26 protein-coding genes and 1 pseudogene are annotated in these 21,700 nt (G+C 69.9%); 13 read left to right on the forward strand and 14 right to left on the reverse strand.

Annotation, left to right across the window (positions count from 1 at the left end):
* Positions 1-4: 4 nt before the first annotated feature.
* The 4 genes and pseudogenes from GPZ80_RS34015 to GPZ80_RS12720 form a co-directional block, all read right to left on the reverse strand.
* A pseudogene (locus tag GPZ80_RS34015) lies at positions 5-295 on the reverse strand (erythromycin esterase family protein); the annotation flags it as partial.
* A 17-nt stretch (positions 296-312) separates the two neighbouring features.
* Positions 313-573, reverse strand: coding sequence for an erythromycin esterase family protein (locus tag GPZ80_RS33345; protein WP_187220533.1), 261 nt, complete (start codon positions 571-573; stop codon positions 313-315).
* A 100-nt stretch (positions 574-673) separates the two neighbouring features.
* Positions 674-862, reverse strand: coding sequence for a DUF2795 domain-containing protein (locus GPZ80_RS12715; protein WP_187220534.1), 189 nt, complete (start codon positions 860-862; stop codon positions 674-676).
* Between the two features lie 24 nt (positions 863-886).
* Positions 887-1,531, reverse strand: coding sequence for a YbhB/YbcL family Raf kinase inhibitor-like protein (locus GPZ80_RS12720; RefSeq protein WP_312880283.1), 645 nt, complete (start codon positions 1,529-1,531; stop codon positions 887-889).
* Positions 1,532-1,635: 104 nt separating this feature from the next.
* On the opposite strand from GPZ80_RS12720, the gene GPZ80_RS12725 reads away from it, so the two are divergent.
* Positions 1,636-2,274 carry a dienelactone hydrolase family protein gene (locus GPZ80_RS12725; protein WP_187220535.1) on the forward strand — a complete coding sequence of 213 codons (639 nt, stop codon included), beginning with the start codon at positions 1,636-1,638 and terminating at the stop codon, positions 2,272-2,274.
* Here the strand turns inward: GPZ80_RS12725 and GPZ80_RS12730 are convergent.
* Entirely contained in the window at positions 2,271-2,645 is a 375-nt protein-coding gene (locus GPZ80_RS12730; RefSeq protein ID WP_187220536.1) for a DUF5313 family protein, read from the reverse strand. The genes GPZ80_RS12725 and GPZ80_RS12730 overlap by 4 nt on opposite strands.
* A gap of 198 nt (positions 2,646-2,843) precedes the next feature.
* On the opposite strand from GPZ80_RS12730, the gene GPZ80_RS12735 reads away from it, so the two are divergent.
* The 5 genes from GPZ80_RS12735 (at position 2,844) to GPZ80_RS12755 (ending at position 5,451) form a co-directional block, all read left to right on the forward strand.
* A complete protein-coding gene (locus tag GPZ80_RS12735; RefSeq protein WP_187220537.1) occupies positions 2,844-3,689 on the forward strand; it encodes a S8 family serine peptidase in 846 nt (281 codons plus the stop codon).
* 1 nt (position 3,690) lies between these two features.
* The gene (locus tag GPZ80_RS12740) at positions 3,691-3,876 is read left to right on the forward strand and encodes a hypothetical protein (protein WP_187220538.1); all 186 of its coding nucleotides are present in this window, start codon (positions 3,691-3,693) and stop codon (positions 3,874-3,876) included.
* 15 nt (positions 3,877-3,891) lie between these two features.
* A complete protein-coding gene (locus GPZ80_RS12745) occupies positions 3,892-4,761 on the forward strand; it encodes a cyanobactin maturation protease PatG family protein (protein ID WP_187220539.1) in 870 nt (289 codons plus the stop codon).
* 12 nt (positions 4,762-4,773) lie between these two features.
* On the forward strand, positions 4,774-5,094 hold the full coding sequence (locus tag GPZ80_RS12750; protein WP_187220540.1) for a chitin binding peritrophin-A domain-containing protein: 321 nt from the start codon (positions 4,774-4,776) through the stop codon (positions 5,092-5,094).
* 84 nt (positions 5,095-5,178) lie between these two features.
* On the forward strand, positions 5,179-5,451 hold the full coding sequence (locus GPZ80_RS12755; protein WP_187220541.1) for a hypothetical protein: 273 nt from the start codon (positions 5,179-5,181) through the stop codon (positions 5,449-5,451).
* Positions 5,452-5,554: 103 nt separating this feature from the next.
* Here the strand turns inward: GPZ80_RS12755 and GPZ80_RS33350 are convergent, their stop codons facing one another.
* From GPZ80_RS33350 to GPZ80_RS12765, 3 genes are all read right to left on the reverse strand, one after another.
* Positions 5,555-5,683 carry a hypothetical protein gene (locus GPZ80_RS33350; RefSeq protein WP_281401233.1) on the reverse strand — a complete coding sequence of 43 codons (129 nt, stop codon included), beginning with the start codon at positions 5,681-5,683 and terminating at the stop codon, positions 5,555-5,557.
* Positions 5,684-5,870: 187 nt separating this feature from the next.
* On the reverse strand, positions 5,871-6,245 hold the full coding sequence (locus GPZ80_RS12760; RefSeq protein WP_187220542.1) for a glyoxalase superfamily protein: 375 nt from the start codon (positions 6,243-6,245) through the stop codon (positions 5,871-5,873).
* 74 nt (positions 6,246-6,319) lie between these two features.
* Complete coding sequence (locus GPZ80_RS12765) at positions 6,320-6,580, reverse strand: hypothetical protein (protein WP_187220543.1); 261 nt, start codon at positions 6,578-6,580, stop codon at positions 6,320-6,322.
* An 83-nt stretch (positions 6,581-6,663) separates the two neighbouring features.
* On the opposite strand from GPZ80_RS12765, the gene GPZ80_RS12770 reads away from it, so the two are divergent.
* The 5 genes from GPZ80_RS12770 to GPZ80_RS12790 all read left to right on the forward strand — a co-directional run bounded on the left by GPZ80_RS12770 (position 6,664) and on the right by GPZ80_RS12790 (position 10,255).
* Entirely contained in the window at positions 6,664-7,470 is an 807-nt protein-coding gene (locus GPZ80_RS12770) for an adenylate/guanylate cyclase domain-containing protein (RefSeq protein WP_312880284.1), read from the forward strand.
* A gap of 149 nt (positions 7,471-7,619) precedes the next feature.
* Positions 7,620-8,075: a DUF5994 family protein gene (locus GPZ80_RS12775; RefSeq protein WP_187220544.1), complete on the forward strand. Its 456-nt coding sequence runs from the start codon at positions 7,620-7,622 to the stop codon at positions 8,073-8,075.
* Between the two features lie 16 nt (positions 8,076-8,091).
* Positions 8,092-9,249 (forward strand): N(5)-(carboxyethyl)ornithine synthase, encoded by a 1,158-nt coding sequence (locus GPZ80_RS12780; RefSeq protein WP_187220545.1) that lies wholly within the window; start codon positions 8,092-8,094, stop codon positions 9,247-9,249.
* Positions 9,250-9,454: 205 nt separating this feature from the next.
* Complete coding sequence (locus tag GPZ80_RS12785; protein ID WP_187220546.1) at positions 9,455-9,655, forward strand: cold-shock protein; 201 nt, start codon at positions 9,455-9,457, stop codon at positions 9,653-9,655.
* Between the two features lie 99 nt (positions 9,656-9,754).
* On the forward strand, positions 9,755-10,255 hold the full coding sequence (locus GPZ80_RS12790) for a YflT domain-containing protein (RefSeq protein WP_187220547.1): 501 nt from the start codon (positions 9,755-9,757) through the stop codon (positions 10,253-10,255).
* 4 nt (positions 10,256-10,259) lie between these two features.
* On the opposite strand, the gene GPZ80_RS12795 is transcribed toward GPZ80_RS12790, so the two are convergent.
* The 5 genes from GPZ80_RS12795 to GPZ80_RS12815 form a co-directional block, all read right to left on the reverse strand.
* Positions 10,260-11,081 (reverse strand): helix-turn-helix domain-containing protein, encoded by an 822-nt coding sequence (locus GPZ80_RS12795; RefSeq protein WP_187220548.1) that lies wholly within the window; start codon positions 11,079-11,081, stop codon positions 10,260-10,262.
* Between the two features lie 92 nt (positions 11,082-11,173).
* A complete protein-coding gene (locus GPZ80_RS12800) occupies positions 11,174-12,937 on the reverse strand; it encodes a copper resistance protein CopC (protein ID WP_187220549.1) in 1,764 nt (587 codons plus the stop codon).
* 17 nt (positions 12,938-12,954) lie between these two features.
* Positions 12,955-13,686 (reverse strand): YcnI family protein, encoded by a 732-nt coding sequence (locus GPZ80_RS12805; RefSeq protein WP_187220550.1) that lies wholly within the window; start codon positions 13,684-13,686, stop codon positions 12,955-12,957.
* Between the two features lie 30 nt (positions 13,687-13,716).
* Positions 13,717-14,889: a multicopper oxidase family protein gene (locus GPZ80_RS12810; RefSeq protein WP_187220551.1), complete on the reverse strand. Its 1,173-nt coding sequence runs from the start codon at positions 14,887-14,889 to the stop codon at positions 13,717-13,719.
* 72 nt (positions 14,890-14,961) lie between these two features.
* Positions 14,962-17,985 carry a cupredoxin domain-containing protein gene (locus tag GPZ80_RS12815; RefSeq protein WP_187220552.1) on the reverse strand — a complete coding sequence of 1,008 codons (3,024 nt, stop codon included), beginning with the start codon at positions 17,983-17,985 and terminating at the stop codon, positions 14,962-14,964.
* Positions 17,986-18,784: 799 nt separating this feature from the next.
* Between GPZ80_RS12815 and GPZ80_RS12820 the strand changes: the two genes are divergently transcribed.
* Positions 18,785-19,381, forward strand: coding sequence for an MmpS family transport accessory protein (locus tag GPZ80_RS12820; RefSeq protein ID WP_312880285.1), 597 nt, complete (start codon positions 18,785-18,787; stop codon positions 19,379-19,381).
* Between the two features lie 12 nt (positions 19,382-19,393).
* Entirely contained in the window at positions 19,394-20,476 is a 1,083-nt protein-coding gene (locus GPZ80_RS12825; protein WP_187220553.1) for a hypothetical protein, read from the forward strand.
* A gap of 2 nt (positions 20,477-20,478) precedes the next feature.
* Here the strand turns inward: GPZ80_RS12825 and GPZ80_RS12830 are convergent, their stop codons facing one another.
* Positions 20,479-21,660, reverse strand: a complete 1,182-nt coding sequence (locus GPZ80_RS12830; RefSeq protein WP_187220554.1) for a cytochrome P450 — start codon at positions 21,658-21,660, stop codon at positions 20,479-20,481.
* Between the last annotated feature and the right edge of the window lie 40 nt (positions 21,661-21,700).

The raw sequence follows: 21,700 nt of genomic DNA on the forward strand, positions 1-21,700 counted from the left end.
CGCAGTGGATGAAGACGTCGTAGCGACGGCGGAGCAGGGTTGGGACGTAGTTGCCGATCCGCTCAGCGCCCGGCCGGTAGACCACCCCGATCGCGCGGTGCGCCCGAACCTCGTCGGCCCAGTCGTCGTCCGGGCCGGCCGTGAACACGCTGTCCGCCGCGGGAACCGCCGCGTGCGCGACGGCCTCCACGCCGTCCGCGCGGGCAGGTGGCACGGGCAGGCTCCGGACCGGGCCGCCCCAGAAGTCCGACGCGATCACGCCGCCCGGGTAGCTGCCGAATCCGACAATGGCCACCTCGCGGTGGGGCGCCGCTACCGGACCAGTTGGCCGGGGTTCACCAGCCCCTCCGACGCCATGCCCGTGGCCCGCGCGTCACCCACATGGGTGTTGTGGGCCCAGACCACCGCTTTGGCACCCTTCCCGTAGCCGGTCATCAGCCGGTCGAGCGTGTCGGCCGTGCGCGTGTCGCGCACGTTCCACGACCGCCGGTCGCCGCGCACCATCTCCCGGCAGTAGCACTCCGCCCCGGCCACGACTTCGGACGCGGGGCAACCGTGGTCAGGCGCCGTCACGGTCCCCTGAGCTCTCGTCAGCTGAGCGCGGGCTCGGACGCGGAGCTGACGAAGTGGCTGATCGCCGAGCGCGGGTTTCAAGCCTATTCGGTCGTCACCCCTATTCGGTGGTCACCGAGCGCAGGATCTCGTCCAGGTTCGCGTAGGTGTCCGGCGGGATGGACCGCAGCTCCCGCAGGGTCTCCCGGTCGGCGTCGGCCTCCTCCGCGCAGCGCAGCAGGTAGTCCTTCTCGGCCGGGAAGTCCGCCTGGGACAGGGCTTCGTGCAGCCGGTGCCGGTCAGTCGCCATCGTTGAGCCTCCGATCGAGTCCGGTCACCGGCCGAACAGGCCGACGAGGGTGGCGGCCGCCAGCTTGTGGCCGCGAACCGCGTCGTGCACCTGTTCCGCCGTCGCGTCCGCGCCGAGGCCGAGCGGCTCGTCGACGGCGTAGAGGCGGAAGAAGTACCGGTGCGGGTCGTCGCCCACAGGGGGCGCGGGGCCGTCCCAGCCGGTGCCGCCCCAGCTGTTGCGGCCCTGGGTGACGCCGTCGGGCAGCTTTCCCTCGGGGAGTTCGTTGACGTCCGGCGAAATCCCGGTCGCGACCCAGTGCACGAAGGTGCCGTCCGGCGCGTCCTTGTCCTCGCAGACGAGCACCAGCTCCTGGGTGCCCTCTGGCGGCGGTGTCCACTGCAGCGGCGGCGAGGCGTTGTCCCCGTCGTGCGCGAACCGGTTCGGAATCAGCGTGTGGTCGGTGAACGCGGCACTGCGGAGCTCGATGACGTTCTCCGGTAGCGGATCGTCCATCGACCGGGTGCCCTTGCTCAGCGACGTCGGAGCCAGTTCGGCAGGCGCGTCGTCCTGCTGCAACTCCTCGTTGGCGGCCTCGTCGGCCTGGTCGTCGGGCACACCCTGCCGTTCGCGGTCCGCCCGGAGGCGAGTGCGTTTCACGTCGTACTTGTGGCTGCCGGGTTGCGGCATGGTGGAACCTCCTTCCGGTTGAGGTGGATTACCCGAACCACGCGGCGCCAATCGCCGCGTTTCGGCGAGGCCGCCACCGGTTACCCAGCGTGGAAGGAGGCGGGATGTCAGTTCCGGTCGTCATCGAGTCCTCGGGCGGTGAGCTGCCCGGTGACTTGGCGGTGCCCGCCGAGGCGCGCGGCATCGTCGTGTTCGCCCACGGATCCGGGAGTTCCCGGCACAGCAGCCGCAACCGGGCGGTGGCGAAAGTGCTGCGTGACAGCGGATTCGCCACCCTGCTCATGGACCTGCTGACCGAGGAGGAGGAACAGGTCGACCTGCGGACCAGGGAACTCCGATTCGACATCGACCTGCTCGCCTCGAGGATCTCGACGGCGGTGGAACAGATCCGGGGGCAACTGGCGGTGCGCGGCCTCCCGGTGGGTCTCTTCGGCGCGAGCACCGGCGCGGCGGCGGCCCTGGTCGCGGCCGCCGACGACCACTCAGTGCGCGCCGTTGTGTCCCGGGGAGGCAGACCCGACCTGGCCGGGGACGCCCTCGCCCAAGTCCAGGCACCCACCCTGCTCATCGTCGGCGCACTCGACACCCAGGTCCTCAACCTCAACGAACAGGCAAGTCGGGCACTCGCCGCGCCCAACCGCATCGAAGTCATCCCCGGCGCGACTCACCTGTTCGAGGAACCAGGCACCCTCGACCGAGTCGCGGAACTGGCCGCGGACTGGTTCCGCGAGCACGTCCACTAGGACTTCCGCCATCGCCCCCAACTCGACCCGGTGTCGCGCCGACGCGACTCCTTGCCGGTACCGGGCGGAAAGCCATGTTGGGTGAGCCGGGCCTCGCTCAGCTCGTCGGCGCTGGTCACGGTGAAATACAGGCTCAACAGCAGACCGAGCCCAAGTGCGCCCAGTGTCGGGAGCACCGGCACCGGGGTCAGCCAGGTCAGCAGCAGGAAACCGGCGACCAGCCAGGGCAGCGCCTGGACCACGATGCGGCTTGCGTAGCGCAGCAGCCAGGTCCGGGTGGTCGCGTCGTGCAGGACCCAGTCCCGGTAGTCGTCGGGCAGCCTGCCGCCATACGCGTAGTAGACCCACTGCAGAGGGTTCGGTCGCCGCATCGCCATACCGGACGGCTACCCGGGTAGCCGTCCGGCCACACGAAGTCGGGCACTCCATCTCGGCCAATCCGACCACCCCCTTCACGAATGAGCGACCGTCCTAGGCCGTCCAGGCGTATTTGCGCACCCGATCTTGCTCGGCGACCCCTGGCTGCTGCACGATCACCGCGGCACTCAGCCGAGGGGGAGGCAATCAGCGTGTCGGGGGTTGACACAGGCACGCGCGCGCTCGTCCTGACCGGGTTGGACCGGCTCATGGCCCGCTCCGTCGGCGACCCGGCCATCGGCATCGGTGTCCTCGACGGACCCGCCGTGCTCGACCACCCCGACCTCGCGGCCCCGATCACCGAGATCCGCCCCGGCGCCTGCGCGGTCGCGACCAGCGCCGCCTGCGGACACGGCACCCTGGTCGCGGGTGTGCTGGGCGCCCGGCGGGGAACCGAGGCCCCCGGGCTGGCGCCGCGCTGTCCGCTGCTGCTGCGGCCGATCTTCACCGAGGACGGCGCCCCGACGGTCCCGGCCGTGCTCGCCGACGGCATCGTCGAGTGTGTCGCGGCGGGCGCCAGGATCATCAATGTCAGCGCCGCCTTCACCGGCGCCGCGCCAACCGGAGCCCACCTGCTCACCGAGGCCCTGGACCACGCCGCGCGCAACGGGGTGCTCGTGGTCGCCGCGACCGGCAACGAAGCCCGGCTCGGCGGGTCACCGCTCACCACCCACCCCTGGGTCATCCCCGTGACCGCCTGCGACGACTCGGGCGTGCCGCTGGCCGCGTCGAACCTGGGCGGGTCGATCGCCCGCACCGGAGTCCGCGCGCCGGGCGCCCGGCTCGTGAGCCTGAGCAGCTCCGGCGGGTTCGCCGCGTTCGGCGGAACCAGCGCCGCCGCGCCCGTGGTCACCGGCGCGATCGCGTTGGCCTGGTCCCTCGCGCCGCATGTCGAAGCCGCCACCGTGCGGGCGGCGGTGCGCGGGCGGGCGGGGCGCGGCCTGGTGCCACCACTGCTGGACGCCGTCGCCATCCACGACGCCGTGACACGGAGCTGACATGAGCCAAGAGCGCGCGCCGCGCAAGATCCGACTGCCCGGGTTCCTGGTCGAAGAGGAGATCGGACTCGGCGACGTCATCAAACACGCCACCTCGTCGGCCGGGATCAAGCCCTGCGGCGGCTGCGCCAAACGCGCCGCCGCCCTCAACCGCTGGGTGTCGTTCGCACCCCGCACCACCAAATAGATGAGTGAAGGACAGATGACCGAGCTTCTCGATCCCACCCCCGGCCCGGCCTCGGTCGTGCCCGCCGCGGTGCCCGCACCCGGAGTCCGCGCCGCGGGTGGGCCCACGTCGGTGAACGTCCGCTACGTGTACGCGATCGGCCGGATCGAACCCCGCTTCCCCAGCCTGGGTTTGGAGAAGGAGTTCGCCCAGGCCACCGGCCGCGCCGACACCGCGGGCCTGACCGACCGCGAGACCGTCCACGCGGTGCTCTCCGACCCGGCGAACCGCTACCTGGCACGGCAGCTGTGCTGGGTGTTCTCCATCGAGGGCCAGGAGTGCTACCTGCTGCTCCCCCGCGACGCCAACGACCTGGACATGGTGATCGAGGCGATCCGCCCGGCCCCCGTGTCCGGTGACATCGACGTGATCATCGGCGCCGCCGCCGGGCTCGCCCCCGCCGACATGTGCAACGGCCTCATCGTGCCGATGCTCGCCTTCGACCAGGTGTACTCGTTCGACACCGAGTCCTTCATCGCGGCGATCCCGAGGCCGCAAGCCCTGGCGGAGAACGACTTCCAGGCGGCCGCCCGCGAGCTGTTCGCCCGGATCCAGCAGCTGGCGGACAACGCGGGCGCCACCGACGAGCACCGCGCGGTCAACTACCTGGCGATGCGCTACCCGGCCATCTACGCCCACGCCACCGAGCAGTTCGCGCGCAGCCTGTCGCTGACCGGTGTCGAGGTCACCCCGTCGCGGCTCTCCGGTGTGCGCACGCTGGTCAACGTGGTCTTCACCTACACGCACCGCACCACCGCGGTCACGGAGAAGCACGCGGCGCGGGTGGACGTCACCGAGCAGTTCCCGTTCCTGGCAAGCCCGCTCGCCCCGTACTACGACCGCTGAGCAAGGAGAACCATGGCATTCCCCGGTTTCACCGCCCACCAGGCGCTCACCCCGGCGACCGGGCGCTACCGCTCCGGCGCCACCCGCGACGGCGGCATGATCGCGGTGGTCCCCGCGAGCTTCACCTACGACTGCTCAGGCAAGGTGGACGGCAACTACCCGCACCCCACCAAGTGCGACCATTACATCGCCTGTGTCGCGGGTACGCACGCCTATGAGATGCCGTGCGCGATGGGACACGACGGACAACGTCTGCACTACGTTCAGGATTCGGGACCGGACCCGGCGAAGTCGCGGTGCGACTACCCCGAGGTCGCGGGCTGCGCTTCCTAGTCCTGGCAACCAGGTCCGGACCTGCCGAACGCAGGTCCGGACCTGATTTCGTCAGGCGGAACGGGGGCAGGGACCTGCGCGAGCATGGCGTCGGCGGTGGCGCCGCGCCGGGCGGTGACCGGCAGGCCGAGCTGGTCGGTGAGCAGCCTGCCGGTGGTTCCGGTGCCGTACGAGCGGAATCCGGACAGTTCGGCGGAGCGCCGCCTGGCCCAGGCGAGCAAGTCGGCCTTGCGCGAGTCGTGTGTGACCAAGGCGCTCGACCGCGGGCCGGATGGCGGCGGCGCGTCGTCGAGCAGCCAGTCCGGGTCGGCCGACGGGTGGAGGTGGATGGCGGCGGAGCACAGATCCGTCGGGTGATCTTGCCGTCGGCGTCCACCGAGGCGAAGTGCAGGGTCGAGTCACGGAAGTGCGGGTCGAGGTCGTACATCCGGAACATGGCGGTGATGCGGGTAACCAGTCCTCAGTGGACACCAAGGTTCCCGACCAGGGCCAGGTACACCGAGTTGTCGGACTCGCTGAGCCCGACCGGTTCGAGCAGATACGCCATGCGCACACCGTAGGAGAAACGGCCCCGGTCGGCTGTCCACAATCCGTGTCCTGTTCACGACATCGTCCGGTAACGGACTGTGAAAGTCGCCGAATCGGTCCTACAGTCGAGGTGCGCCCGTTTCGCGGGGCGCAGCGCGGCGGCTACCGGCAGGGGGTAGCCGGCGCGCCGGCGCCCGCCCGCATCTCCGATAGCCCTCGCGCGGGCGGGCTGCCACCAACCGGCACCGTCACCCCTGCGGCTTGACGATCTGCTGCACCGCCCAGCCGTTGCCGTCGGGGTCGCTGAAGAACACGAAGCGGCCCCACGGGAAGTCCTGGATCTCGCTCGCCTCGACCCCGTTCGCGACCAGGTCGGCCCGCGCCGCCTCGATGTCGGACACCACGACCTGAAGCCCTTCGACCGAACCCGGCGCCGCCTTGGTGACGCCGTTGCCGATGGCGATGGAGCACGCCGACCCGCGCGGAGTGAGTTGGACGAAGCGGATGTCGTCGCTGACCCGGTGGTCGTGGTCGGCGACGAAGCCGACCTGCTCGGTGTAGAACGCCTTCGCCCGGTCCACGTCGGACACGGGCACCGCCACCAGTTCCAGCTTGCAGTCCATGGTCTGTCCTCTTTCGGTCGCGCTCGTTGACATATCCAAGCTACCGACCCTTGCGGACAGGTTCGGTCCGCAAGTCACTTCGGGCGGACATTCCGCAGGGAAATCCCGTCCGAGTCGGAGATGCGGTCGGCGCCGATCGCGCGCAGACCCTCCCCCAGGCGCTCACGGGCCTGGCGCAGCAGCGTGAGCGAGTTGGTGGAGGTGCTCTGGACCGCCTCGCGGTCAAGATCGGCGCCATGTCCCTCGACCAGGAAGGTCTGCAGGGCGGCGGCGACCTCGTCGACCGCCTTGAGCGCCTGGTAGATGGCGAAGTCCCGGTTGTCGTCGTCAGCCATGGGTTCGAGTATCCGGCAACCGGCGCGCCTCGGCCCGGTAAGGATCACATCGCCGAACCGCCGCGAACCCGTAGGGTTTCGCTGTGAGCGACGCACCAGACGAGCGGGCCGACGAACGCCGGTGGACCCGGTTGCGGCGCCTGCTGCGCGCGTCGGACCAGCACGAGGGTGTCCTCAAGACGGTGCGGACGGTCCGACGGCTCGCCCCCGGCCACATGGCCCCGGCGATCGGCGACCGGCCATCGGACCGCATCGCCCGGCTCATCAGCCAGGCCAGGGCCGACCAGCCCAGCGCCGTGCGCGAACTCGGCCTGACCGCGGTGCAGGTGTGGCAGGCGCTCAGCGGCTCCGGTCCCGCCGCCCACGGCACGGAGGTCACCATCCTGTTCACCGACCTCGTCGGCTTCTCCAGCTGGGCGCTGGAGGCGGGCGACGACCAGGTGCTGCGGCTGCTCGGCGAGGTCGGCCAGGCCAGCGACAAGGTCATCACCCAGCATGGCGGCACAGTCGTCAAGTCTCTCGGGGACGGGGTGATGGCCGTCTTCCGCGACACCGGGCCCGCCATCGACGCCGCCTACGAGGCGTGCACCGCCATCAGCGCCATCACCATCGAGGGCTACCGTCCGCAGCTGCGCACCGGCCTGCACTCCGGCAGGCCCCGCCGGGTCGGCTCCGACTACCTCGGCGTCGACGTCAACGTGGCCGCCCGGGTGGCCGCCGCGGCGGGCGGCGGCGAGGTGCTCGTGTCCGGACCGGCGCTGGCCAACGTCGACACCGACCGCTACACCATCCGGCGCCGCCGCCGCTTCCGCGCGAAGGGCACACCCCGCGATCTGGAGGTGTTCTCGGTGGTCCCGCGCTACGGCGACGACGCCGTGCACGGTCGGTGACCACGGCGACACCCTTTTCTCGGATAACCAGCGTAAACTGAGTGGGCCGGTGCCTCGCGCACGTCGGCCACTGCGATGACACCGCAGTGACGCTTGGCAACCCAGCCGCAGCGCCAGCCGGTCGCAAGCCCGGGGACAGGAGCGCCGGCATGACGTCCGGCCAATTCGACCACCGCGCCACGGCAAGAGCGTTCACCGAGCGCACCGACGCCCGGGTCAGCCTCAAACCAGCGGGCGCGACAAAGGGGTTCTTCGACGGCGGCTGGTGGCCCCGGTCCCGCGAACCTGTCGCGGAGTTCTCCACGCTGATCTCCAGTCTCGCCGAGCGGTTCGGCCCGGTCGACCGGATCGGCTACAGCCGCGGGTCATGGGACACCGCGCCCGACCGGCTCCTCGTGGGCCAGAACACCGTGCGGCTGCAAGGTTTCCGCGGCATGAACGCGCACACGATCGTCCTCATCGGACCGAATCTCCGCCGGGTCACGCTGCTGGTCGTGCCCGCGCACGCCGCCGCGGACCCCGCGAACACGGCGCTGGACACGGTGGCCGCCGCCGACTGTGTCGCCGACGCAGCCCTCATTCTTACCGCTATTTCCCCATTCTGAACGGAAGTCCTTCTCGATGGCTCTACTCACTCTCGGCATCCTTTCCCAGTCCAGCAAGGAGAACGAACACCGGCGGCCGATCCACCCGTTGCACTTCGACCGGATCGACGCCGACCTGCGCGCCCAGATGTACCTCGAGACCGGGTACGGCGAGCGCTTCGACGTCCCCGACGAGGAGCTCGCCCCGCTCGTGGCGGGCATCCGCCCGCGCGAATGGCTGCTCGCCGAGTGCGACGTCATCCTCAACCCGAAGCCGCTGGCCAAGGACGTCGACACCCTGCGCGACGGACAGGTGCTCTGGGGCTGGCCGCACTGCGTGCAGGACGCGGCGGTCACCCAGTCGGCGATCGACGGCAAGCTGACCCTGATCGCGTTCGAGGCGATGAACCACTGGACCAGCGACGGCCGGTTCAACCTGCACGTGTTCCACAAGAACAACGAACTCGCGGGCTACTGCTCGGTGATGCACGCGCTGCAGCTCACCGGGAGCACAGGCGACTACGGCCGCAGGCTGCGCGCGGTCGTCATCGGCTTCGGCGCCACCGCCCGCGGCGCGGTCACCGCGCTCAACGCCCACGGCGTGCACGACGTGCACATCCTCACCGGCCGGGGCGTCACCGCGGTCAGCTCGCCGATCCACTCGGCGAACATCGTGCACCTGGAGAGCGACGACACCGACCCGCGCGGCAGCCACGCGATGACCGACAGCGGCCGCAAGCCGTTGGCCGACTTCCTCGCCGAGCACGACATCGTCGTCAACTGCGTGCTGCAGGACACCGACGCGCCGCTGATGTTCCTGATGGAGGAGGACCTCGACCGGTTCCCCCCGCGCAGCCTCATCATCGATGTCTCCTGCGACGAGGGCATGGGCTTCAGCTGGGCCGTGCCGACGACGTTCACCGAGCCGATGTTCACCGTGGGCGACCGGGTCCGGTACTACGCCGTCGACCACAGCCCGTCGCACCTGTGGGACGCCGCCACCTGGGAGATCAGCGAGGCGCTGCTCCCCCACCTGCGGACCGTGCTGTCGGGACCGGAGGCCTGGGAGTCCGACCCCACCATCGGCCGGGCCATCGAGATCCGCGACGGCGTCATCCGCAACCCGAGCATCCTGGCCTTCCAGGGCCGCGCCGCCGAGTACCCGCACGAACGGCCGATCCCGGGCGGACAGTGACCTGCGCCACTCCCGGGAACAAACCGCCGACGCCGGCGGTTGTGCCTGGTGGTCGTCAAAGTTTGTGTTCGTGTGTCAAAGCTCGCGGAAACGATGGTTGCGGGCGCTCTCTTCTTGTTGGACAAGCTGGAGATGTCGTCGTCTGACCCGACCCGGGTACCGCGGTTCGCGGAACCCGATCCAGCACCACAAGTAGGAGAATTCAATGACTCAGGGAACCGTGAAGTGGTTCAACGCCGAAAAGGGTTTCGGCTTCATCGCGCATGAGGGTGGCCCGGACGTGTTCGTCCACTACTCCGAGATCGACTCCAACGGCTTCCGCAGCCTGGACGAGAACGCGCGCGTCGAGTTCGAGATCACCCAGGGCCCCAAGGGCCCGCAGGCCGTCGGCGTGCGCATCGTCTGAGCAATCCCCACGGACTACCGGCCCCTCGACCCGTCATGGGTCGGGGGGCCGTTCGTGTATGGCCGACGGTGTACCGTCGAGGATGCGAGAGGTGAGAAAATGACTGCGTTCGCTCCCACCAACAAGGTGTCCACTCCGACGCTGCCAGAGGGCTGGCCGATCGGCTCCTACGACACCTACGACGAGGCCCAGCGCGCCGTCGACCACTTGGCGCGCAAAGACTTCCCGGTCGAGACGCTGACCATTGTCGGCATCGACCCGATGCTCGTCGAGCGGGTGGACGGCAAGCTGACGTGGGCCCGCGTCCTCGGCGCGGGCGCGGCGTCCGGCGCGTGGCTGGGCCTCATGGTCGGCCTGCTGCTCAGCCTGGTCACCGAGGGTGGCGCCCTCGCGCCGATCCTCATCGGCCTGGTCACCGGCCTCGCCTTCGGGATGGTTTCGGCCGCACTCAAGTACCGGCCGGCGAAGGGCAAGCGCGACTTCGTCTCGCACAGCCAGCTCGTCGCCCGCCGCTACGACGTGCTCAGCCTGCCCAAGACCGCCGAACAGGGCCGCGACATCCTCGCGCAGCTCGCGCTGGCGCGGCCGCCGCGGGGCTGACCGGTCACCGGTCTTCCGTGAGGTCGACGAAACGGACGGCCGCGGCCCCGAGGTCCCAGCTCTGGGCCTGGTCGTAGCCGCGGGCGGGCAGCCAGGTCACCACCACGTTGGCCCGCCGCCGCAGGTGCGCGGCGAGCCGTTCGAGGAACGCGCGCACCTGCCCGGCGTCATACGGGTCCTCGCACGCCAGGAACGACATCGCGCCGCGGTTGGACACCGCCTGCAGCATGCTCAGGTCGAACCAGCCGCCACCCGACGCCTCCGTCGTCCATTTCGGACTGCCGTGTCCCACCCAGATCACCTCGGCGCCGGGCAGCCAGGTCTGGCGCTCGCCGCCGCAGTACCGAGTCGCCCGGCTGACCGCCACCGCGTTGCGCCCGCGCAGCGTGCGCAGCAGGTCCTGCGGCGCGGGGAAACCCCACCGCACGAGGTAGCTGCCGACCGTCGTCGCGCCGAGCACCACCATGAACTCGCGGTTGATCAGCTCGGTCACCGCCTGGCGGGTCCACACCCGGTACCGCAGGCCGATCGCGTCCGGGGTGTGGCGCATGATCGCCCGCGCGACCCACAGCTGCTGGGCCGGGCCCAGCGCGAGTTGCTCGCCGGGCCTGCGGCCGCGCCTGCCGGGGACGAACGCGCTGTCCCCGCGGTCCCGGTATTCGCGCACCCACAGCCCGACGGTCTGCCTGGACACCCCGAACAGCCGTGCGGCGTCCACCTGGGCCATCCCCGCTTCGACCGCCGCGACCACCCGTCTGCGCAGGTCCGCGAGCACGTTGGCGGGCAACGCCCGGGGATCTCCGGTCACCAGTGGCACCGAACCCATCCGCCTCCGCCTTCCTTTGAGGATGACCTGTCAACGACGGCACGGGCAGGGGGTCTCGTACTGTCGGTGGCAAGTCACGTGGTGTTTACCGATCACCTGGCGGTGACCGGAACCCGAACCGTGGTCTGGTCAATCGGGGACGTGCGCACCACGACAGCGAGTTCCCACTCCCCCGGCATCGGCAGGCCGACGTCGAGCGCGGCGTAGTGCGCGGGCCCCGCGGGGACCAGCTTGACCGCGATCGGCCCGATTCCCGCCTCGGCCAGCCGCAGTTCGACGCGTACCTCCGGCACTGTCTTGGGTTTGCCGACGGCGTCGAGCACCGCGAGGTGCAGTTCGTTCTTGCCGACCTTCGACGGGGTCAGCACCATCGCCACCTGCCCTTTGCCGTGGAACCCGCCCGCGTCGAACGGCACCGCGACCGACAGCGGACCCGCGGCCGCCTTGGGTGGGTTGGTCAGCCGCTCCTGCTCAGCCCGCGCGGGCTCGGCGGCGGCCAGAGTCGCGGTGACACCGAGCAGTGCCACCGCGAGCGCCATCTCGGCGAGGACCACTTTGCGGAACCGGCCCACCTCGACGGTCTCCGGTCCGCGCTTGGCCCGTCGCTTCTCGGTCACCGTGGTGACCTCGAACCCGTAATGCCGGTGCACCCAGCGACGGGCGACCGCGCCGGAACCCAGCAGCAGGCCGACGAGAGCGAGCTTCCCCAGCAGCCACCAGCCATAGGTGGTGCCGAACAGCGCTGCGAACGTGCCGACCTGCCGCCAGCCCTGGTACAGCCCGGTCACCGCGACCACGAGAACGCAGATCCCCGCGGTCGTGGAGAACCTCGGGACGGCGGTCCGCATCGCCGTGATGTCACCGGAGCGCAGCAGCACCGCGATCGCGGGCAGCCCGCCGAGCCAGACGCCGATGGCCGCGAGATGGACCAGTCCTATGGGCACGGTGAGCGGCGCGAGGGTGTCCGCGGCGCCGTGTGCCACGAGACTCCAGGTCGCGGCGAGGACTCCCGCACCCGCGAACACCAGGATCCCGCGGCGCATCCGCTGTCGGGTGGGCAGGTCGTCCGCTGTCTCGTCGCGGCGCAGGAAACGCACCAGGAGCGCCGAAGCGACACCCAGCAGCACGATCCGGGTGACCAGCCCGAGGCCGATCCGGCTGTCCACGGTCGCGCCGAGGACAGCCGGATCGACAATCCCCCCGAGGGACCCGCCGCTCGCGTACGGCCCGTAGAGCCCCAGGGCCGCCACAGAGGCGGCGGTCGCCGTTCCCGCGCCGACCACCGCCAGGCGTCGGACCCCGCGTCGCGCCCGCGCTCCCGGCCAGCACACCGCGATGACGAACGCGGTGCCGACCAGCAGCGCGAAACCGGCGGTGGACAGCCACCGGGCAACGCCGTAGAACACCGCCGCCACACCGTTCCCAGCCGCCGTCGCCTCAGCCGACGCGGGCGCGGTGGCCTCGCGGACGCTGAAGGTGAAGGCGCCCTGGATCGGGTGTGTGTCGGCCGAGACGACCCGCCACGACACGGTGTACGTGCCGTTGGCGAGCGTCTCCGGTATCCCCACGGACACCGTGTCCTGCTTACCCTCGGGGTGCGTCGCCGCCCCGAGTCCCGCGATCTCGTTGCCGCGGGGGCTGATCAGCCGGATCGTGGCCAGGCCGACATCGACCGACTCGGTGAACCGCAGCGACACCTCCTTGGGCGAGTCGCCCAGCAGCTGCCACCCGCCGGGCGTGGACGAGACAAGCACGGCGTGCGCCGACGCGGGCGCCGGGTTGACGAGCATGGCGAACAGGGCGGTCAGGAACGCGGCGAACACCAGCCGCACACGGGATGGCGACAGCACGGGCATCACGACTCCAGGAATGGTCAGACCTGCGCCTTCTCCTTGGCGGGAACGCGGGCGGCCGGGATCTGCGACCTCGGCGGGGCCGTCCGGCGTCGGACGACGGGCAGCACCGCCACACACGCGGCGAGCGCGCCGAAGGCGGTCACCGCGCCGACCAGGCCGAGCACCCGGGCGAGCACGTCGGTGCCCGAGTCGGCAGGCGCGGCGGGGGCGGCGGCCAGCGACAGCACCGGGGCCGGGTACTCCGGCTCCGGGGCGCCGCCGGTCGGCGTCTCGATCCACCGCACGACCTCACCGTCGGAGTAGGTCTGCAAAGCCTTGAACACCAACCGGTCCGCGTCGGCGGGCAGCGGGCCGAAGGACACCGGGAACTCAGCGAACTCGCCGGGCTTGATCTGCCCGCCCTCCCAGGTGATGGACTCGACGCCCTCGGTCAGCTTGGCGCCGCCGTGGTGGCTGACCGGGACATCGAGTTTGCGGGTCTTCACCGTCGCGGTCCAGCCCGCGGGTGGCGCGACCGACGCCCGGCCGAACGGGTGGTCGGCCGGAAAGGTCACCTCCAGCCGGACCGTCGACGTGGTCTCCTTCTCGTTGGGGACACGAAAAGTGGCCTTGGTGTACTTACCCGCCACCGCGCCGTCCGCGGAGACGGACACGTGGGCGAACGCGGTGTGCGCGCCGAGGAGCATCGCGGCGCCCGCGACGATCGCCACGGCGAGAACGCGGATCGCCGACGATATGGAACGTGACATGGGACTCCCTTTCCTACGCGGGCGAACGGGTCAGCTCTGTGGGTGGGCGTGGGCGGGAGCCGGACCGCCCAGGGGCTCCACCGGCGCGGGAACGCCTGGCACAAGCGGCAATGCGGGCAGCGCGGGCAGCGGGAGTGCGGGCAGCGGAAGCCTTGGCACGGGCAGGTTCGGCGCCGCCGTCGGCAGCTTGCCGAGTTCGGGGAGGGCCACAGCGGCGGGGTCCACGTGCAGGATCGAGACCAGGCCGCTCATGCCTTCGTGGGTCTCGGAGTGGGAGAAGATGTGGCAGTGCAGCATCCACTTCCCCGGCTTGGTGGGCACGAAGACGATGTCGAAGGTCTGCCCGACGCCGAGCAGGAGGGTGTCCATCCGCTGCGGGAACGGCAGCCGCTTCCCGTCCTGGGCCACGAGTTCGAAGAAGCCGCCGTGCAGGTGCATCGGGTGGATCATCTCCGGGCCGGTGCCGATGAGCCGGAACCGCACCCGCTCCCCGACCCGGGCGCGCAGCGGGGCCGTCGCCGGGAAACTCTTGCCGTTGATGACAAACCCGAGCGCGCCGTCGCCGGTCATGATCCGGTAGTCGCGGTCGGCGGGGATGTCGCCGAGGCGCGGCACGACCTCCAGTGAGCCGTACACGCCCTTGCTTTCCTGCTCTCCGTGGTGATGCGAGTGGTACCAGTGGCTCCCGGTGCTGATCGCGGTCCACTCGTAGGTGTAGGTCGTCCCCGGCTCGATCGGCGGCTGCGTGAGCATCGGCACGCCGTCCTGGTCGTTGGGCAGGTCCATCCCGTGCCAGTGCAGCGCGGTCTCCTCGGGCATGTCGTTCTTGACCACGAAGCGCACCCGGTCACCCTCGTTGACCCGGATCACCGGGCCCGGGATCAGACCGTTGATGGCATAGCCCGCTTTGACCACGCCCGGCTTGGTCTCCCACTGCTTGGGTGCGATGTTCAGGGCGAACACCTTGACCCCGTCGACGATGCGCCACTCGGCGAGACGGGTGCCGTCACCGAGGTCCTCGCCGCCACCGGACTGCGCCTGCGCCGCCGCGGCGACCGGGGACACGTCGACGGGAAGCGACTCCTTGGCTGTGGGCGCGGAGGAACTCGAGATCAGCGTGCCTAGAAGGGCGATCACCGAGACCAGAGCGAATGTGAGAGCGGGCTTGCTGGCGAACCCGCGCGGCGATTGCGGAGAACTCATGGCTTTCCTCTTCCGTCGGCCGGTGGGTCGGGGAGCCGTCCGGCGACGACTCCCCGACCCGCTATCCGGCGGTTATGAACAATCGGTCGCGTAGGTGACCGGGTGCCGCTGGCGGCAGGTCAACTGGTCGTTGACCGGGTTGCTGGGCGCGTTCTGGACCCAGCCCTCGTAGGCCAGCGGAATGGGCAGCACGCCCTGTCCGCCGAAACCGGCCCACTTGGTGATGGTTCCGTCGTTGACGGTGCCCTTGTTGCCGTCGAGCACCATCTTTCCGACCACGGCGGCGTCTTCGGGGTTGCCATCGCCGTTGGGGTCGGTGTCCACAACGGACAGGGTGTTGGCGAACTTGCTGGAGACGTAGGCGTAGTAGCCGCCGCCCTTCTTCGCCCCGAAGTTGATGCCGTGACATCCGGCGTCACACGGCAGCCACTTGACGATCTCGTCGGTCTTGGGGTCGATCACGGTGATGTTGGACGTCAACGTGTTCGCCACCAGGAGAGCCGAGTTGTCCGGTGCCACCGGCAGCTGGATCGGCAGACCACCGAACGGTCCGGTGCCACCCGCCACCGGGTCGTAGCTGCCCCACAGGTTGATGCTCTTGTGCTTGGCCTTCGCACTGCCGTCGACACAAGCGTCTTCGTAGTTGGAGATACAGGAGACGGTCGCGCCGAGGAAGTCGGCCATGTACGTCTTCTTGCCGTCCGGCGTCATGCCCGTGGCGATCGGCATCTCGCCGGTCTTCTCGTGCCTGATGTTGCCGGTCGGGATGTCGACCAGGGTCGCGTTGTAGGTGTTGACGTTCGGCGTCGCCATGATCTTGGCGTCACCGGTCATCCAGTGGGCGTGCGGGTGGGCGATCTTGCCGCCCGGCGCCTGCACCGGAAGACGTCGATCGATCCGGGTGCCGCCCGGCGCGATCTCCAGGACGGAGCCACCACCGTTGATGGCCACGTGGAGCTGGTCGGTGTCGGTCCGGCTCATCACGTGCGACGGGTCGGGGCCGACTTCGAGCTGGCGGATGAACTTGCCGGTCTTGAGATCGTAGGTGTTCATCTCGTCGCCGAACCACTCATTGCCGTAGAGGACAGTCTCGTTCTTGTCCGTCCACATGTTGTGGATGTTGTTCTGGTTGATCTCCGGCGCGGAGATCTTCTGCTCGACGTTCCAGGTCGCGGTGTCGACCTTGGTGATCGAGCCGGTCTTGGACTTCTCCGCGTACTCCTCCATCTGAGTCGCGATCCAGACGTCACCGACTCCCGGCGTGGACGGCTTCTTGCCCAGGGCGGGCAGCTTCTTCGGGAAGCCGAACTTGCTCTTGAGGTACGAGTCGAGGCTGGGCACCAGTTCCGGCCTGCCCTTGTCGTCGTACATCAGGATCGGGGCGGGCGGGAACTGCGGGTTCCAGGTCCGCTCCTCGGTGTCGCTGAAGGTCTGCCAGTTGTCCTTCACCGTGATGACGAAGAACTTCTGCACCAGCTGGGCGATGATGTCGGCGTTCGACGGGACGCTCAGACCGCGAGCGTTGACGCCGAGCTTCTTGCCGAAGTCCAGACCCAGGGTCAGCGGGTCGTCGACCACGATCGCACCCAGCATGTACGGGTGGATCTTGCAGGTGAACGCGTACAGGCCGGGCTCGGTGAGCTGGTAGCTCGTCGCGCCGACGAAGGCGCCCGGCACGTCCGCCGGGAAGCCCTTGGCGCCCTCGGGCCAGATGAGGCTCGTGGGGGTGTGCGCCGACTCGGCGTCCGGGCTCTCGATGTTGAAGTTCACCGTGACCGGCAGCTGGACGTCGTTCTCGGCGAAGGTCCGGAGGTCTTCGAGCAGGTCCTCCAGCTCGGGGCCGACCGGGAGGCTGTCCAGCGAGATCGGGGCGTCGGCCGGGAGGGCCTTCACCTGGCTGGTCAGCTGGTCGAGCAGCGAGTTCGCCTTACTGATCCGCTGGTCGCCCGTGGGGAGCAGCTGGAAGATCGCCTGCCGCATGGCGTCGAGGTTGAACAGCGAGTTCGGGTCGACCCCGAGGTCGCCGAGCAGCGGCAGGCCGCCCTTGCCGAGCACGCTGTTGACCTGGGTGATGTTGTCCAGGTTCAGCGTCTTGGCCGCGTCGAGACCGGCCAGGAGGCCGCCGCCGAGCAGCGGGACGGTGGTGCCGTCCAGCAGCGGGAGGCTGCCGCCGCCGAGCAGCGGGATGTCACCTGTGCCTGGGAGACCGCCGCCGAGACCCGGGAGCAGGCCACCGACGTCGGGGAGGGCTCCGCCGCCGCCACCGGGGAGACCCGGCAGACCCGGCAGACCACCGCCGCCACCGGGCAGGCCCGGAAGGCCCGCGCCGAGGTCGGGCAGACCCGGGAGCGCGCCGCCACCGGCACCGGGCAGCAGGCCGCCCACGTCCGGCAGACCGCCGCCACCGAGCAGCGGGATGCCCGACGGGTTCACCGACGGGACCCCGTTGAGCACGGAGCCGAGGTTGACGCGCGGCAGGACCGCCACGGCCAGCGACTGGCCGATCGACGGGCCCAGGTTGAGGTTGGTGTCGAACCAGGAGCCGTTGGCGTCGGTCAGGTCGAACGACACCGGCAGCGGACCGACCCCGACCGGGGCGCCACCAGGGGCGCTGGTCGCGGTGCCACCGCCGCCACCGGGCGGCGGGGTGGCCGTCGGGGGCTGAGTGGCCGTCGGTGACGGCGTGGACGTCGAGCTGGTCGGGGGCGCCGTGGTCGTGGTGGGTGAGGGGCCACCACTCTCGACGACTACCCGTCCCACCATGTCGGGGTGGAACTTGCACCGGTAGTCGACGGTGCCCGGGCCGGTGAAGGTGAACGAGTAGGACGCTCCCGGACCGAGGTCCGGCGAGTTGAGCGGTCCGCCCGTCACGCTGTGGATCACCGAGTCCGAGTTGGACCAGGTGACGGTGTCCCCGACGGCGACGGTGATCGACGCCGGGTTGTACTGCAGGTTCTGCAGTGTCACCGAGTAGGTCGCCGCCAGGGCAGGGGACGGGACCGCGGCGCCCAGCAGACCGAGCGCGAGGACTGACGACGCGGCGATGAACCGTGTCGTCCGAGAGCGGCGTGGAGCGCCTCTCCCGGACGGGAACATACGCGGCGAATAATGACGCGACGAGCGCATGCCATTCCCTTCTTATCGGGTTCGGGCAGCGCGATCCCGCGCAGGGTGGGATCGCGCTACCCGAACCGGGGAGGTGGTGCGAATTGCTGCCTCTGCCGATCGACAAAGACCCGACGAGAACTCACCAGGGCACGGGGGTGCCTATTGGCGGGTCCTTGCCGTGCGAATCCTGGCGGCGAAGTGATCGGACATCGGGGCGGGCGTCTGCCAATGCGAGCTCCCAGGGGTGGACGGTACCGCCTTCTCAGGAATCCCGGAGAAGTGGGACCAAGTACCGCAATGAAGGATGTCCGGTTAATCTCTGGTTTGTTAACACGAGACGATCTTCCGATCACTCGGCCTCCACCAGGCGGGTGAGCGCAAGAATTTTCGGCCCACTTTCCACCTGATCGAACAGTTGTCGTCCCGACCCCACCTAGGGTCAAAACAAAGCGAGTCGGCACCATCCAGGCAGGTCAAGGGCGCTTTGATAAGTGACTCATCGGTAGCAGATGACGGGTATTTGCTCGTGCGGTTATCTACCGGGCAATGCGGTTTTCCGCCATCGGTTTCACCTGAGAGCCACCTGAGAGACCTCTAAGAGCAACCTAAGAGGAGCCTTAAGCTGGGCAAATGCGCCGCCCGGTCGCCGGTCGCGTGGTCGACCGCGCGAAGATTGCTGGAATGTTAATCGACAACCTTGTGAGATACACCCCTCTAGCCAAGCCCGGATCGCGCGTGCCACCATCCGACCAGTCGTTTCGGCCGTCGCCCAGGGAGGACCCGAGTCGTGAGTGAAACCCAAGCGAAGGCAACCGATGCCGCCGAGGACGAAGTGGGCAAGGAAACCGAGGAAACGGCAGCGGCCGAGAAAGTCGAGGACACCGCGGCGAAAGCAGTGGAATCGGATTCCGCGGTGAGCCCACCGACGACGAAATCGGGAAAGCTCGCGGAAAAGACGTGGTGGCTCCCGTGGCTGTTGGGGGTGGCCGCGCTTTTCGTCGCCGTGCTCGTTCTTACCGGCGCGTTCGACGGCGACCCGGAACCGGAGGAACAGATCCGGGACCGGCAGGCCGTGCTGCCGAAGAGCACGCACACGGTCGTCTACGAGGTCAGCGGCGTCGGCAAGTCCCCGGAGATCCGGTATGTCGTCGACGGGACCGCGCAGACCGAGAAGGTCGAAGGTGTGGACCTGCCGTGGCGCAAGGAAGTCCAGATCACCGTCGGTCCCGGCATCGGCATCGCGCAGCTCCTCGCGGCCAACGCCGACGCGGACTCGATCTCCTGCTCGGTCAGCGTCGACGGCCAAGTAGTCAACCAGGGTGTGGCGCCCGGCCAGTACTCCAATGTGGCCTGCTCCGCGGTGATCCGCCCCAACCCGAAGTAAGGGAGCACGGACATGCGGTACCTGTCGCGTTCACGCGGTGGAGTTCACCTGTCGCCCGACCCGCGCACCGGGACAGCCGCGTCGTCCGTACCCGCGCGTGCCCGGCGGTTCGGCGTGCTGCTGAGTCTCGTCGCCATGGTGTCCGGCGGTCTACTGATGGGCGCGGGCGTCTCGTCAGCCGCCGAGACTGTCGTGCTGGAGAGCTGCTCCGCGCGCGTGGTCGGCCCGCCCGGCCAGCCCATCGCGCTGCGGCCCTCAGCCGTCGAACCGCCGATCCTCGCCGCGCTGGCGCCGTTGGATCCGCTTGGCGTGACCCGCGTGCTGTTCCGACAGGCGTGGTCGACCCTGCCGCCGATCCCGATCGGCGCGGTGCCCGACACCGGCCAGGCGATGATCAACGGCGACGTGATCGCCAACGCGGTCACCACACAGCTGCTGGGACTGCCGGTCCTCTCCCCCGTCATCGGGACCCTGCTGCCGACGGTGTGGAGCACGATCGCCCAGACCTGCGGTGTCGTCGGCGAGGTCGCGGGCACCGCCACCGGCGGCAGTCCGGGAACCCCACCGCCCGCCCCCGGAAACCCGGGCCCGGCGCCGACGACGACAGCGCGTCCCACCCCCGGAAAGCCAGGCGCTCCAAGTACTCCCGGTGCCCCGCCGTCGTACCACGAGTCAGGCCCGGCCGTTGCGCCCGGTGTCACCCCAGACCGTGCCGCAGGCTCACCGGGAGGCTCGAACCAGGCGCTGGAGTACCCGGTCGAGTGGAAGACCAGGGCGCCGGGCCTAGGCCTGCCACCCGAGGCCGTCGCCGTCCTCACCGCCCCGGCGGGCAACAGCCCGGTTCCGCAGTTCGGCCTGGCGGGGCAGGGCGACACGGCCGCGGACAACCGGACGACGGGCAGCGCGGTCCCGCTGACCGAGACCGCGCGCCGCCTGTCCTACGGCCCCATCGTGCTGGCCGCCCTGCTGATCGCCCTGGTCGCCGCCCAGGCCGCCCGGACCATCGCGCTGCGCCGCTCAGCCCCCGCCGGGGCGTCCCGGCTGGGGCTGCAATGGCGGCAGCTGCGGATCCCGGTCCCGGTCGTGAAGCGGTGACCTCAGCTCCGGGGTGACCACACCACCGGCACGGCGTCCGTGCCGTGCTGAACGAATCCCCTTGCCCCGTAACGGAACGACATCGGCCGGTCAGGGTCGAGGCGCAACCCGGGACAGCCGTCGAGCAACGCGCCGACGGCCGCCCGGACCTCGATCCTGGCCAGCGGCGCGCCCACGCAGTAGTGCGGTCCCAACCCGAACCCGAGCTGCGCGGGCCGCCTGCGCACGTCGAACACCTCCGGCTCCGGGAACGCCTCCTCGTCGTAGTGCGCCGCGGCGATGCAGAAGTACGCCATGCTCCCGGCTGCGATCGGCGTCCCCGCGATCTCGACATCCTTGAGCACCAACCGATACAGCCCCGCGGACGGGTTGGCCCACCGGAACGCCTCGTCGATGGCGGGCTCGATCAGCGACCGGTCCGCGCGCACCTGATCGAGGGCGTCGGGGTTGAGCAGCAGCGAGCTGATGGTCGCCGTCATCATCTGGATGGTCGTCTCGAACCCGCCCAGGATCAGTCCCACCACCGCGACGACACACGCCTCCAGGGAGAACTGGTCCTCGTCCAGGTGCGCCCGGATGATCTCGCCGAGCAGGTTGTCCCTCGGGTCGGCCAGCTCGGCCTCGACCAGCGTCCGCGTGTAGTCGCTGAGCTCCTGGTAGGCCTGCGTTCCCGGTGCCGCAAGCGCTTCCTCCATCGGCGAGCCGAGCCAGCTCACGATGGTCCGCACCCACGCCAGCCCTTGGTCGCCCACCTCGTCGGGAATCCCCAACAACTCCAGGAACACCTGCATCGGATACCGGGCGATGGCGTCCTCGACCAGCTCGGCCCGATCCCCCCGCAATGACCCGAACGTCCGCACGGCGATGGGAACGATCCGCTCCTCGTACCGCCTGCTGACTCCGGGGCTGAAGAACCGGTTGTGGATCCGCCGCTGCCGCGTGTGCTCGGCCCCGTCATGCGCGATCATCGAAGCCGCCATCGGCCCCATCCCGTAGAACTGGGTGCCGAACGTCCCGGTGTCGCGCAGCGCGGCGGAGACGTCCTTGTGGCGCAACACCAGCGGTGCCCCCATCCGCTGGTCGAACACGACCGGCAACTCCCGCCCCAACGCGGCGAGCCTGCGTCCCAACGTAGTCGGCGAATCGAACTGGGCGGCGAACACACTCTCGGCGACAGTGATCATGGACGCCTCTCTCCCGGGCAACGGCACGCCGACTACATCG

Source organism: Actinokineospora xionganensis (assembly GCF_014323725.1).
Taxonomy (GTDB): Bacteria; Actinomycetota; Actinomycetes; order Mycobacteriales; family Pseudonocardiaceae; genus Actinokineospora; species Actinokineospora xionganensis.